At 70.7% G+C, this 12,642-nt stretch carries 13 protein-coding genes and 2 pseudogenes; 8 read left to right on the top strand and 7 right to left on the bottom strand.

The window, feature by feature from the left end; translation table 11 throughout:
• From G5C51_RS33665 to G5C51_RS33690, 6 genes and pseudogenes are all read left to right on the top strand, one after another.
• Window positions 1-395 (top strand): annotated as a pseudogene (locus G5C51_RS33665) (DUF1343 domain-containing protein); the annotation flags it as partial.
• 66 nt (window positions 396-461) lie between these two features.
• A complete protein-coding gene (locus G5C51_RS33670) occupies window positions 462-1,091 on the top strand; it encodes a TetR/AcrR family transcriptional regulator (protein WP_165243146.1) in 630 nt (209 codons plus the stop codon).
• On the top strand, window positions 1,076-2,218 hold the full coding sequence (locus G5C51_RS33675; RefSeq protein ID WP_165243148.1) for an acyl-CoA dehydrogenase family protein: 1,143 nt from the start codon (window positions 1,076-1,078) through the stop codon (window positions 2,216-2,218). The genes G5C51_RS33670 and G5C51_RS33675 overlap by 16 nt, the downstream gene beginning before the upstream one ends.
• Window positions 2,219-2,246: 28 nt before the next feature.
• Window positions 2,247-2,888, top strand: a complete 642-nt coding sequence (locus tag G5C51_RS33680) for a TetR/AcrR family transcriptional regulator (protein ID WP_165243150.1) — start codon at window positions 2,247-2,249, stop codon at window positions 2,886-2,888.
• Window positions 2,889-2,964: 76 nt separating this feature from the next.
• Window positions 2,965-3,990, top strand: a complete 1,026-nt coding sequence (locus G5C51_RS33685; protein WP_165243152.1) for an LLM class F420-dependent oxidoreductase — start codon at window positions 2,965-2,967, stop codon at window positions 3,988-3,990.
• 20 nt (window positions 3,991-4,010) lie between these two features.
• Window positions 4,011-5,783 (top strand): AMP-binding protein, encoded by a 1,773-nt coding sequence (locus tag G5C51_RS33690; RefSeq protein WP_165243154.1) that lies wholly within the window; start codon window positions 4,011-4,013, stop codon window positions 5,781-5,783.
• A 31-nt stretch (window positions 5,784-5,814) separates the two neighbouring features.
• On the opposite strand, the gene G5C51_RS33695 is transcribed toward G5C51_RS33690, so the two are convergent.
• Both G5C51_RS33695 and G5C51_RS33700 read right to left on the bottom strand, forming a co-directional pair.
• Window positions 5,815-6,804 (bottom strand): porin PorA family protein, encoded by a 990-nt coding sequence (locus tag G5C51_RS33695; protein WP_165243156.1) that lies wholly within the window; start codon window positions 6,802-6,804, stop codon window positions 5,815-5,817.
• A gap of 9 nt (window positions 6,805-6,813) precedes the next feature.
• Window positions 6,814-8,046, bottom strand: coding sequence for an oxygenase MpaB family protein (locus tag G5C51_RS33700; RefSeq protein WP_165243158.1), 1,233 nt, complete (start codon window positions 8,044-8,046; stop codon window positions 6,814-6,816).
• Window positions 8,047-8,164: 118 nt separating this feature from the next.
• Here G5C51_RS33700 and G5C51_RS33705 point away from each other — a divergent pair, with 118 nt between their 5' ends.
• Window positions 8,165-9,169: a phosphotransferase family protein gene (locus G5C51_RS33705; RefSeq protein ID WP_165243160.1), complete on the top strand. Its 1,005-nt coding sequence runs from the start codon at window positions 8,165-8,167 to the stop codon at window positions 9,167-9,169.
• Here the strand turns inward: G5C51_RS33705 and G5C51_RS33710 are convergent.
• Window positions 9,060-10,385 carry an MFS transporter gene (locus G5C51_RS33710; protein WP_165243162.1) on the bottom strand — a complete coding sequence of 442 codons (1,326 nt, stop codon included), beginning with the start codon at window positions 10,383-10,385 and terminating at the stop codon, window positions 9,060-9,062. The two genes, G5C51_RS33705 and G5C51_RS33710, sit on opposite strands and share 110 nt — an antisense overlap.
• Complete coding sequence (locus G5C51_RS33715) at window positions 10,366-10,791, bottom strand: tautomerase family protein (RefSeq protein ID WP_165243164.1); 426 nt, start codon at window positions 10,789-10,791, stop codon at window positions 10,366-10,368. The genes G5C51_RS33710 and G5C51_RS33715 overlap by 20 nt, the downstream gene beginning before the upstream one ends.
• A gap of 101 nt (window positions 10,792-10,892) precedes the next feature.
• On the opposite strand from G5C51_RS33715, the gene G5C51_RS33720 reads away from it, so the two are divergent.
• A complete protein-coding gene (locus G5C51_RS33720) occupies window positions 10,893-11,372 on the top strand; it encodes a winged helix-turn-helix transcriptional regulator (RefSeq protein ID WP_206314624.1) in 480 nt (159 codons plus the stop codon).
• Here the strand turns inward: G5C51_RS33720 and G5C51_RS33725 are convergent.
• From G5C51_RS33725 to G5C51_RS33735, 3 genes and pseudogenes are all read right to left on the bottom strand, one after another.
• Window positions 11,359-11,637, bottom strand: a complete 279-nt coding sequence (locus tag G5C51_RS33725) for a hypothetical protein (RefSeq protein WP_165243168.1) — start codon at window positions 11,635-11,637, stop codon at window positions 11,359-11,361. The two genes, G5C51_RS33720 and G5C51_RS33725, sit on opposite strands and share 14 nt — an antisense overlap.
• A gap of 11 nt (window positions 11,638-11,648) precedes the next feature.
• On the bottom strand, window positions 11,649-12,044 hold the full coding sequence (locus G5C51_RS33730) for a gamma-glutamylcyclotransferase family protein (protein WP_165243170.1): 396 nt from the start codon (window positions 12,042-12,044) through the stop codon (window positions 11,649-11,651).
• A 151-nt stretch (window positions 12,045-12,195) separates the two neighbouring features.
• Window positions 12,196-12,642, bottom strand: a pseudogene (locus tag G5C51_RS33735) (nucleotidyltransferase domain-containing protein); the annotation flags it as partial.

A 12,642-nucleotide genomic window follows, 5' to 3' on the forward strand; every position in this document is an offset into this window, starting at 1 on the left:
GCGGCCCCTACCTGGACTACCACTACAGCGACCGCCTCAACGCCCTGAAACTGCCCGGCGTCACCTTCCGCGAGGCCTACTTCGTCCCCACCTTCAGCAAACACCAGGGCAAAACCTGCGCCGGCGTACAGATCCACATCACCGACCGACGCCGCTACCAGCCCATCCCCACCGCGGTGGCGATGCTGGTCGAAGCGAAGAAATACGCCGCCTTCGAATGGCGCAAGGACAGCTGGGACACCCAGCGCCCCTACTGGATCGACAAACTCTCCGGCTCACCGCGCCTGCGCACCATGATCGACGACGGCAAATCCGCGAACGACGTCGTCGCCGCCTGGGCCGACGAAGTCGCCACCTTCGAAGCCACCCGCCGCAAGTACCTCCTCTACCGCTGACCCAACTCACCCCCCAAAGTCCCACCCCTTATTGACACTTCGCCAATAGGGCATCACCGTTGCCCCATGCAGCGAACGCAGCGCCGCAGGCTGTCCCCCGACGCCCGCCGGGCCGAGATCCTCATCGCGGCCCGGCGGCTCTTCGGCGCCGACGGCTACAGCGCCGTCTCCACCGCCGACATCGCCGCCGCGGCCGGGGTCGCGCGCGGGCTGATCAACCACTACTTCGGGGACAAGCGGCAGCTCTACCTCGAGGTCGTGCGGCAGATGATGGTCGTGCCGCCTTCCGTATCCGAGCAACTGCCGCCGGGCACCCCCGAGGAGCGCCTGTCCATCTGCGTCGGCCGCTGGCTCGACGTCGTGGAGCGCAACCGCGAGATGTGGCTCTCGGCGATCGGCCCCGCCGCGCTCGGCAATGACCCGGACATCGACCGGATCATGCTGGAGGCCGACGAGATCGCCACCGATCACATCCTCGAAGCCGCGCTGCTGACCGGCATCGCCGACGGCCGCACCAAGCTCCGCGCCATGCTCCGCGCCCACAGCGCCATGCTGAAGGCCGCCTCCCGCGAGTGGCTGGTGCGCGGCACGCTCACCCGCGACGACCTGCACGTGATGCTGACCCGCACGGTGCTGCACCTGCTGAACACGGTGTTCCCCGCCCTGAAAGGAAACCCGCCATGCCCCGAGTCCTGACCGACGAGCGCCGCGACCTGGTCAAGGCGATCACCGACTTCTGCCGCCGCGAGTGCGGCACGAAGGAGCAGCGGGACCTGCTCACGGCCGGCGGCCGCGATCATCACAGCCAGCAGCTCTACGAGAAGATGGCCGGCCTCGGCTGGCTGGGGATCGCCGTCCCGGAGGCGTACGGCGGCGCGGGTATGGGGATGGGCGAGCTCTGCCTCTTCCTGGAGGAGACCGCGTACGGCCGGGCCCCGATCAGCGGCTTCTCCACCACGATCATCGCGGCCGCCGCGTACGAGAAGTTCGGCTCGGAGGAGCAGAAGCGCACCGTGCTGGAGGGTGTCGTGCGCGGCCGTATCGAGGCGATATCGATGTCCGAGCCGGGCGCTGGCTCCGATGTCGGCGCGCTGTCCTGCCGGGCGGAGCGCAAGAACGGCGGCTACGTCATCAACGGGCAGAAGACCTGGTGCTCCAACGCCCATCTCGCCGACCACATCCTCCTCATCGCCCGTACGTCGCAGGAGGAGTCCAAGCACGCCGGGCTGACCCAGTTCATGGTGCCCGCGGACACCCCGGGCCTGGAGATCCGCGGCATCGACACGATGGGCGGCCGCGAGGTCAACGACCTCTACTTCACCGACTGCTACCTCCCCGAGTCCGCGGTCGTCGGCACCGAGGGCCAGGCCTGGCCGCAGCTGATGACCGGGCTCAATCTGGAGCGGATGATCCTCGCCGCCCTGATGCTCGGCGTGGCCCGCCGCGCCTTCGACGACACCCTCGACTACGTGCGCCAGCGCGAGCAGTTCGGCCGCCCCATCGGCTCCTTCCAGGCGCTGAAGCACCGTATCGCCGACAACGCCACCGAGCTGGAGTGCGCCCGTCTGCTGCTCGACGACGTGGCCGCGCAGATCGACGCCGCCCCCGACAAGGTCTTCGCCCGCGAGGCCTCCATGGCGAAGCTGAAGTGCACCGAACTCGCCAAGCACATGGCCCTGGAGGGCATGCAGATGCTCGGCGGCTACGGCTACGCCACCGAGTACGGCATGGAGGCGCTGCTGCGCTCGTCGGTGGTGTCGACGGTGTACGGCGGGACGAGCGAGATCCAGCGGGACATCATCGGCCGGACGTACGGACTGTGAAACAGATGCACTGAGTTAGTCTCTCTGTATGGCACAACCGATAAGCGACACCGAGGCCGAGGCCGTCGTGCTGGCCCGCGCGGCGGCCGACGCCCCGGCCGAGGACGAGCTGCGCGGCAAGATCCTGGACGCGGCGTGCGAGCAGTTCATGACCTTCGGGCTGCGCCGCTCCACCATCGACGACGTGGCGCGGCGCGCCAAGGTCTCCCGGGTCACCGTCTACCGCCGGATCGGCAGCAAGGACCAGCTCGTCCAGGAGTGCCTGCTGCGCGAGTACCGCCGCTTCGTCGCCGAGGTCGACGAGGCCGTCGCCGACGTGCCGACGATGCAGCAGCGCCTGGAGGAGGGCTTCGTCATCCTGCTCCGGCACATCAGGGACCACCCGCTGATCGGCGGACTGCTGCGGCTCGAGCCGGAGTTCATGCTGCCGTATCTGACGGTGGAGAGCGGCCCGCAGTTCCTGATGATGCGCGACTACCTGACCACGCGGCTGCGGCACGCCCAGCGCGAGGAGGGCCGCCCGGCCGGCGACCCGACGCCGGTGGCCGAGCTGATGGTCCGGATCACGGTGTCGTTCCTGCTCAACCCGGTCAGCTGCTTCCAGCTCGACGACACCGAGCAGGCGCGGAAGTTCGTACGACGCTATCTGACGCCGCTGCTGGGGAGTTGACCCTCGGGGGCCTCCCCAGCGTCAGTGATACACGAGCCATTGACTTGTTTCACTGCGCACGTCAACACTGTCCCCCATGGAACTCGCCACCACCCTCCAGTACGCGACCGACCCCCGCGCCGCCGCCGACGAGGTGGCGGGCTGGGAGCGGGCCGGCCTCGACGCCATCTGGGTGGCCGAGGCGTACGGCTTCGACTCCCCCACGATCATGGGCTACCTGGCCGCCCGTACGGAGCGCGCGAAGATCGGCTCCGCGATCCTCAACGTCTACTCGCGCACCCCCGCCCTCATCGCCCAGACCGCCGCGGGCCTCGACGCCGTCTCCGGCGGCCGCGCGATCCTCGGCCTCGGCGCCTCCGGGCCGCAGGTCGTCGAGGGCTGGCACGGCCGCCCGTACGACCGGCCGCTGGGCCGCACCCGCGAGACCGTCGAGCTCTGCCGCCGCATCCTGCGCCGCGAGGTGATCGACCACCACGGCATCAGCGACATGCCGCTGCCCGCGGACAAGGGCGGCGGCCGCGGCAAGCCGCTGAAGATCCTCACCAGGCCGGTACGTCCGTCCGTGCCCGTCTACATCGCCGCCCTCGGGCCTGCCAACACCGAGGCCACCGCGCAGATCGCGGACGGCTGGCTGCCCGCCTTCGTCATCCCGGAGAAGCTGCAGGACGTCTGGGGCGCCTCCCTGGCGAAGGGCCGCGCGGGCCGCTCCGCCGAGCTCGGCCCGCTGCAGATCGTCGCCGGCGGCCTGCTCGCGATCGGCGACGACGCGGCCGCCTACCGCGATCTGGCCCGTCCGCAACTCGCCCTGTACATCGGCGGCATGGGCTCCCGCCGCAAGAACTTCTACAACGACCTGGCCCGCGCGTACGGCTATGAGAAGGCGGCCGAGCGGATCCAGGACCTCTACCTCGCGGGCCGGAAGGCCGAGGCGGCCGCGGCCGTCCCGGACGAGCTGTGCGAGCTCACCACCCTGTGCGGGCCCGCGGGTTACGTACGCGACCGGGTGGAGGCCTTCCGCGCCGCCGGCGTCACCATGCTCAACGTCCACCCCGTCGGCCCGGAGCCGGCGCGGCAGCTCGAGACCGTGAAGACCTGGCTGTAGTACCGGCTTAGGAGGCCGCTGTGACCACGATCCTGCGCCTGCCAGAACCGCTCACCATCCCGTCCCTGCTGGCCCGTAACGCCGAAGACCACGCCGCCCTCCCGGCGCTCTCCTGGCGAGCGCCGGACGACACGTGGACCACCCTCACCTGGGGCGAGGCCCATACCCGCATCGCGCACCTCGCCGCCGGCTTCGCCGCGCACGGCGTCGGCCGCGGCGACCACGTGCTGCTGATGATGGGCAACATCCCCGAGCACTGGCTGTGCGACCTCGCACTGGTCCACCTCGGCGCCGTCCCGGTCAGCGTCTACGGCACCTCCGCACCCGACCAGGTCGCCTACATCGCCCGCCACAGCCGCGCCCGCCTAGCCGTGGTCGAGGGCGCCGAGCAGGCCGCACGGTTCGAGCCGGCCGGCATGGAGCGGCTGCTCGACGTCTCAACGGGCAGCTACCAGGCCCTCCTCGAGCTCGGCCGCCGCACGTACGACGCCGACGCCTTCGAGAAGGCCTGGCAGCAAACCGCCCCCGAGGACCCGCTCACCGTCGTCTACACCTCCGGCACGACGGGCGACCCCAAGGGCGTGGTGGTCAGCCACCACAACGTGCTCCGCAACGCCGTCTCCCTGGACGGCGTCACGGACCTCCCCGACCACGTCGAGCACGTCTGCTACCTCCCCTTCGCCCACATCGCCGAGCGCATGCTGGGCATCTATCTGCCCGTCTTCCGCGCCGCCCACGTCCGCCTGTGCGTGGACCCGACGGCGGTGGCGGCGACGGTGCGCGAGCTGCACCCGGCGGAGTTCTTCGGCGTGCCGCGGGTGTGGGAGAAGCTGGCCGCGTCGATACAGGCCGGGCTCGGGCTGCTGCCGGAGCCGCAGCAGCAAGCGCTGGCGGCGGCGGGCGAGACGGCCCGCGCGTACATCGGCTGCCTGGAGCGCGGGGAGCGGCCCGCCGAAGAGCTCACGGCGGCGTACGAGAAGGCCAAGGCCGAGGTCATCAACCCGCTCCTCTCCCTGGCCGGCTTCGAGAGCCTCGTCTGGACCGCGAGCGCCTCGGCGCCGATGCCGCGCGATGTGGTCGACTTCTTCGCCGGCTTCGGCATCGTCATCTACGACGCCTGGGGCCTGACCGAGACCGTGGGCGTCGCCACCACCAACAGCCCGTCCGGCTTCCACCTCGGCTCGGTGGGCCGGCCGATCGAGGGCGTGGAGGTCCGTATCGCCGCGGACGGCGAGATCGAGCTGCGCGGCGAGACGGTCTTCGCCGGCTATCTCCGGGCCGACGGCTCGGTGGAGCCGGCGGTGGATGCCGAGGGCTGGTTCGCGACGGGCGACATCGGCCGGCTCGACGAGGACGGCTTCCTCTGGCTGACGGACCGCAAGAAGGAAATGATCATTACGTCGACGGGCAAGAACGTCTCCCCCGCCCTCGTCGAGAACGCCCTCAAGGAACACCCGCTGATCGGCCAGGCCTTCGTGCACGGCGACGGCCGCTCGTACCTCGTCGCGCTCCTCGTCCCGGACCCGGAGGCGACGGCGGCGTGGGCGGCGGCCGAGGGCATCGAGGGCGACCTCGCCGCCGTAACGGCACATCCGCGGCTGCGCGACGAGGTCGAGCGGGCGGTGGCGGCGGCCAACGCCCGCCTCAACCGCACCGAGCAGGTCAAGCGCTACGCCCTCCTCGACCGCGAGTGGGGCCCGGACACCGGCGAGCTGACACCGTCGCTGAAGCTGCGCCGACGGGTGGTGCGAGAGCTGCACGGGGAGCGGATCGAGGCGCTGTACCGGGACTGATCACCGGCACAGCGCCTCCGCTCAGCGGGCCTCAGGGATTCCGCCGCCGTGCCGTCCACACGGCCGCGGCGGCGAGCAGCACCCCGAGGCCGAGGAGCGCCGCCGGGATCACGTTCTTCGCGAGCGACAGCAGGCGCGCCGCGTCCGCCGCGTCCGCGGCCCGCTCCTTCACCGACGCCGGCGTGGACGCCAGGCGCAGGTCCATCACCTGGGCGAGCGGCGTGGAACCGGCGATGTTCGCCGTGACCGTCTGGGTCTTGGCGGTATGCAGCGGCGTCCCGGTGCCGCTGTCAATGGTGAAGGTGGTGTCGGCCGTCGAGGTGTACGTCAGCGGCACCGGGTCCGGCAGCGCGGCGAGCGCCGCGGCCAGCTTCTTCCGCTCGGCGGCGGGCTTCCCGGCCGCGAGCCCCTTCAGCTGCGCCTTCGGCAGCGCCTTGGGCAGCGCGGCCAGCTGCGCCGGCTCGGCGACCTTGCCCGCCTGACGGAAGCGGTAGACATACGCCTCGCGGCCCTCCCGCGTCACCGTCTTGCGGTACGCGGCGGGCGCCGTCGCCTGCGTGGCGGCGTCCCAGAAGGGATAGTCGGTCCTGGCCGGCGTCAGCGGAAAGCCGACCACGAGCCCCTGGTGCCGCTCCGCCTTGCTGCCGTCCGGCGGCTTCGCCGCGTCCAGGTCGACACGGTCGATGGCGTACCGGTGGTGCGCGGTGCGGAGCTTCTTGCCGTCCCGCGTCCGTACGGTGAGGTCCTCGTCCACCACCGCGGTGCCGCCGTCCGTGCCGGTGACGCGGACCCGCTGGGCGCCGGTGACGGGGATGCCCTTCAGGAAGGCGTTCTTGGAGTCGCCGGTCTTCAGCGCCGCCGCATTGAGCATCGAGGCGGTGCCCGCGTAACGGGCCGTGGCATCAAGGTCGTCGGGCACCTGGTGCACCGCCGGCACCACCACGAAGCGCAGCACCGCCGCGCCCGCGACCAGTACGACGGCGGTGGCGCCGAGCGCGATCGTGCTCTTCCGTCTTCGCATGCGGGCCACTCAGCTCGCCCGCTCGGGGCGGTTGACCGTGGGAATCTCGATCTTCGTCTCTTGCCCCTTGGTCAGATAGAAGAGGATGTACTGCCGGGCAGCCTCGTCCAGCAGCCAGGCGGCCTCCGGCACCAGCGGCTTGTCGATGACGCCCTCGCGGAACTTCACCAGCAGCGGCCACGCCGCCGAGACCGCCAGGTCCCAGATCGGCTCGCGCCGGATCCGGTCCCAGTCGGCCACCTTGTCGCCGACGAGGTAGCGGGCGAGGGCGTTGCACAGCGGGCGGCTGATGCCCGTACCGAGGCTGGTCTGGTCGGCGAGCTGCCCGAGCAGGATGTCGGTGAGCTCGACACCCTCGCGCGTCGGCCCCATCGCGGGCGGAAGCACTTGGTCGGACTGAGCGTTGGCGGCCTTCCAGTCGGCCGGGATGTACTCGTCCCTGATGCCGAGCAGATGCGCGGTGACCTGCCAGACGTGCAGATACGCGTCCGCCTCGGCGTCGGAGATCGGCACCTTCCAGTCGCGCATCCGGCGCATCGCGAAGGTGGGGAGGGTGTGCCAGGTGACGAGCATGTCGTTCTGGCTGATCGGGATCTCATCGGGCCAGTGCGGCGACTGCTGGAGGAGGTGCCGTACGGCGGCGTGCACGAGCCGGGTCTTGATGGCCTCGACCTGACAGGTGCCCCCGGGCCGGTACGCGTCCAGCGCCCCGACCGAGAAGCCGAGGAGGCTGGTCTTGGCGACGCGGTCCTCCATGTCGGCGCCGCCCTTGGAGTAGTAGACGGCCCGCGCCTCCTTGGGGATGGCGGTGCTGAGCATGCCGCCGCCGACGCCGTTGAGCAGATTGAGGTACAGCCCGCGGGACTTGTTGAACTCGGCCGCCGTCTCGAGCTTGCCCCGGTCCGCCCACGACGGCAGCTGCCGCTCCCGCTCGATGAAGGCGTGCAGGTCCTTCGGCAGCCCGGCCGGCAGCGGCTGGTCGTTGCGCTCCCAGTTCCACAGCAGCTCGTTGACCTTGGGCACGTCCCCGCGGTCCAGCAGAGCGGCGACGAGCGGGTCGGCCTCCTCGTCCCACACCCACCGCGGATCGGCCCCGGCCCCGGCGCCGGCGACCGAACCCTGCGGCGACCAAGTCCAGTTCATCAGCGACCGGGCCTGCGCCGGGGCGGCCATCCCGAGCGCCCCCAAGGCCCCCAGGACTCCGCCGGAGGCGAGCATCTTGCGCCTGCTGAGTTCCGTCATGGGCTGATCTCCTCCAGAGATACGATGAAACACAGAACGCTTCTGCGTATCACCGAGTCATGACAGCACGCCCTCAAGGAACATCACAAGTCCTCGCACAACAGGGATCATTGACCGCATGACTGATACATCCGGGCAGCACCGACAGCGCGCGGCGCAGGCCGTAGCGGCCGCGCTCAACTCCCCGGGCGTGCCCGCGGTGCACTATGAGACGTTGTCCGGAGGCACGTACAACACCGTCGTCAGAGCCCACCTCACGGACGCCGCCGAGCCATGGGTGATCAAGCTCCCGCCGCAGGCCACCCACCCGCACCTGAGCTACGAAACCCGCCTGCTGCACGCCGAGGCCACCTTCTACGAGGCGGCATCGACGCTGCCGGACGTTCCGGTCCCGCGGCTCGTACGACACGAGCCCGCTCCTCCGAACCCCCACCTGATCATGACGTCCTGCCCGGGCTCCCCCTGGCACTCGGCGAACGGCGACGTGGCGTTCTCTGAACGTCACCGCCTCCGCCGCGACTTGGGCGGCCACGTGGCCCGGCTGCACACCCTCACCGGCCCCGGCTTCGGCTACCCCGCCGAGCCCTTCGGCCCGCTGACCGCCACCTGGCGCGAGGCATTCACCGCGATGACCACCGCGCTGCTCGACGACGCCGAGCGCTACGACGCCACCCTCCCGGTCGGCTTCACCGAGTGCCGCGCGCTGCTCGCCTCCGCCGCCTCCTCCGACGCCCTCGACGAGGTCACCCGCCCGACGCTCGTCCACTTCGATCTCTGGGACGGCAACCTGCTCCTGGACGGCTCCCCGGGGGATCGCCGCCTCAGCGGCATCATCGACGGCGAGCGGATGTTCTGGGGCGACCCGCTCGCCGATTGCGTCTCCCTCGCCCTCTTCGGCGACATCGAGGACGACCGCGCCTTCCTGGAGGGTTACGCGAAGGAGGGCGACCCGCTCCGCTTCGACGCCCCGGCCCGCCGGCGCCTCGCCCTCTACCGCGCCTACCTCTACCTGATCATGCTGGTGGAGTCCGTCCCTCGGGCCTACTCTCCGCAGCAACTGGCGCGGACCCAGGAGCGGGTGGCCCCGCATCTGCTCCGGGCGCTGGACGACCTCCGGTCCTGATGCCGGTCAGCGTCCCGCTCAGGGCGATGACCAGGACAGCCGCGCCGATGCCGAGGCAGACACCGGTGACGCCGAGCCCGCCCGCCGCGGCGGTGGCGACGCCCGCGCCGACTGGGCCCAGGGAATTGTGGATGGTCCAGAACGCGGAGGTGACCCGGCCCAGCAGATGGGCGGGCGTGACCTCCTGCCGCAGCGACATCGAGCAGATGCCGGCGATGCCCGTACACATCATGGTGACCGCCATCAGCACGGCGATGACCGGCACACTCCCCGCCACCCCGATCCCGGCGATGGCGAACCCCGCCACCACGAAGGCACCCACCCACGCCACGCCGAAGCCGAGCCGCTTGCGCACCCGGGCCACCGCGGCCGAGGCGATGAACGAGCCGACCGTCCCGGCCGTGAGCACGTAGCCGACGGTGGTGTCCGGATGGTGCAGCTCGTGCTTGATCAGGTAGATGACCAGGTCGGTCAGCCCGTAAATGAGGAAGGTCAGCAGCGACAGCAGCAGCGTGAGCGGGCGCAGCACGGGGTGCGCGAACAGGAATTTGGCACCGGCAAGGAACTCCTGCCGGACATTGCCGCGTTGGGCGGCTCCGGACGACGACGGCCGGCCGTCGAACCGGACGAAGAAGATGCCGACCGCCGACACCGCGAAGGTCGCCGCATCGATCCCGATCGCGGCCGCGGGCCCCGCCACCGACGCGACGAAGCCGGCCAGCGCCGGCCCGGCGACGCCGGCGACCGCGTAGGTGGCGTACATGTGCCCGTTCGCCTTGGTGATCTGGTCCGGCCGGACGATCGAGGGCACCACGGTCACGTAAGTGACCTGGAAGAGCATCGAGAAGCAGCCCGCGAGCGGGACGACGGCATAGATCAGCCAGACCGGCGTGGCGAAGGCCCAGGCGAGCGGAATCAGCAGATAGAGCAGGCAGCGCGCGGCGTCGGCGAGCATGAGCAGCCGCCGCCGGTCGAAGCGATCGACGACGACGCCGGCGAAGAGCCCGGTGAGGATGGACGCGGCGCCGGTGAGCGCCGTGACGAGGCCCATCTGCAGCAGCGATCCCGTGCTGTGCAGCACGAGCAGCGGGAGCGCGACGTACGAGAAGGAGTCACCGAGCGCGGAGAGCGTCTGGATTCCGAGGAAGGTCCGGTACGCGGGGTTGCCCCACAGGCCCGCCACCGGCCCGCCGCCATCAGTAGGGGGCTGGGGCATTCTGTTCCGCCCACTCCTTCTCGGCGGCGGAGCCCTCCGGCGGCGGCACGATTCCGTTGATCATCCACAGGTCCCGGCTGGTCTCGTCGACGTGGAACTCCCAGTGCAGCCCCGGGTGCTGCTCGAGCTGCGGCCGCAGCATGCCCTTGATCCACTGGGCGGTGCGGCGGCGGCTGTCCTCGTCGGGATTGCGCCGGGCGATGTGGTCGACGGCGATACGGACCCCGGCGGGGGCCGGCTCACCGCCGACGTAGAAGTCCTCCGGCCGGGTCTCGTGGAACAGCGTCATCACGTAGAAGCGGGGCAGCCCGGCCGCTTCGTAATGGTCGGCGATCCGGGTGGCGAGACGATGCTTGTCCTCGTCGGTGAAGGTCCCGGGTGTGTGGTGAACGGTCCACAGCGGCATGGCAGTTGAGCTCCCCTGTCCCTGACTAACGACTCCATTAGCCAGACCTAACCACGCCCCTCCTGGCTAACGCAAGCGTTAGTTACAATGCCGGGGTGGCGATGGAGTTCGAAGAGCGACTGCGCGACCGCGACAGCTGGTCGGTCGGCGACGGCTGCTCGGCGGAGCGCGTACTGAACCTGCTCACGACCAAGACGGCGTTCCTGGTCGTCCGCGAGTGCTTCTACGGCACCGCCAGATTCGAGGACTTCACCGCCCGGATCGGCGCCTCCGCGCCCGCGGTGTCCCGCGCCCTCAAGCAGCTGGAGGCGGCCGGGATCGTCATCCGCGTCCCGTATCAGGAACAGGGCAGCCGCCCGCGCGACGAATACCACCTGACGCTGGCCGGCGAGGACCTGCTGCCGGTCTTCCTGTCGCTGATGCAGTGGGGCGACCGGCATCTGCAGGACGGGCGACCGCCGCTGTCGTTCGTCGAGTCGGGTACGGGGCGTCCGGTGAGCGTGCGGGTGACGGCGGAGGCGGTGGTGGAGGCGGAGTCGGAGGATATCGAGGTCCGGGTCAATCCGCTCAACGTTCGTTGAGGTGCTCCTCGATTTCCGCCGAGCAGTCCTCGGAACCCACGCTTCCGAAGCCCAGGATCTCGTCCTCCCCTTCCTTCCTGGCCTTCTCCAGCTGCGCGTCGATCTTCGCGATCACCTTTGCGCACTCCGGGCTTTCCGAACGTGTGGGTGACGGATCCGGCGCCGAGGACGCGTTCAGCGCCCAGGTGCCGGCCAAGCCGACGCCGCACAGCCCGGCCCACACGGCGATGATCCATCTGCGGCGATGCCGCCCTGCTCCGAACACGAACGCCCTCCCTATGCGAGCCCGCAACGGGCGGCGTACTCACTCAGATAACGCGCCCTGAACAACTCCGCGTCCCAGTCCTCGTCCCGTACGTCGCCACCCTCCCAGACGTAGGTGAGACACCGTCCGCCCTGCGCGAGCGCGATCTCGCGCAGCTCGTACTGATCGTCCTCGTAGGCGTCGAGGATCCCCCACTCCCGGCCGCTGAGCCCGCTGAGCAGCACGCCGGTCGCGACGACTCCGGGCGCCGCGACAAGCCCGGGATAGAGCCGCCGCTCCAGAGCCGCGGCCCGCCATCCCGGCGCGTCGACGGGCTCGTGGTACGGCACGCGGCCGAGCAGCGCGCGAAGCACCTCGTCGAACTGCAGAGTCCCGTACGCGAACAGGGTGGGCTGAGGCTCGGTCATGGTCAGATACGGTCTCACGACCGGGTCATCGACACGTCCTTCAGGTGACGTACTCGATCGCGGCGGCGACGTCGTCGGCGACGTGGGTGGGCGGGCAGGAGCCGAGCATGAGCAGGGGCATGAACGACAGTTGACCACGGGTGCCGGGCTGTCAGCGGTCGGTGCTCGCTTCCGGCATGCCCGGCAGATATCCCTGCCGCCGGTAGCCCGCCCACAGCCGACCCCCGGAACCGTCAAGCACCTCCTGCGCCACCGCGCTCAACGCGTCGCTCTTCCCCTCCAGCGCCAGGGCCCCCGCTGCCTGAAGCCGCGCGGCGAGCCCCGGCACTGCTTCCTCCAGCCGCCGCGCCAGCTGCTTACCGCCGCCTCCGGCCCAAGCCCCGGCCGCCAGCAGCGCGAGCTCGGCGGTGCAACGACTGAGCTCGCCGACGATGAACAGCCGCTCGCCGCCCGCCTCCCGCGCCGCACACCCGGCCAGATCATCCAGCAGATCACTCACCCCATAACGCGCATCCTCCAGCTCAGCCACGGTCACCACCGGCGGCCCCTCAGCCAGCATCCGCCGCGCCTTCTCCTGCAGCTCCCGCCCGCCCCCATC

The sequence above is a fragment of the Streptomyces coryli genome (assembly GCF_011044975.1).
In the GTDB taxonomy this organism is placed as follows: Bacteria; Actinomycetota; Actinomycetes; order Streptomycetales; family Streptomycetaceae; genus Streptomyces; species Streptomyces coryli.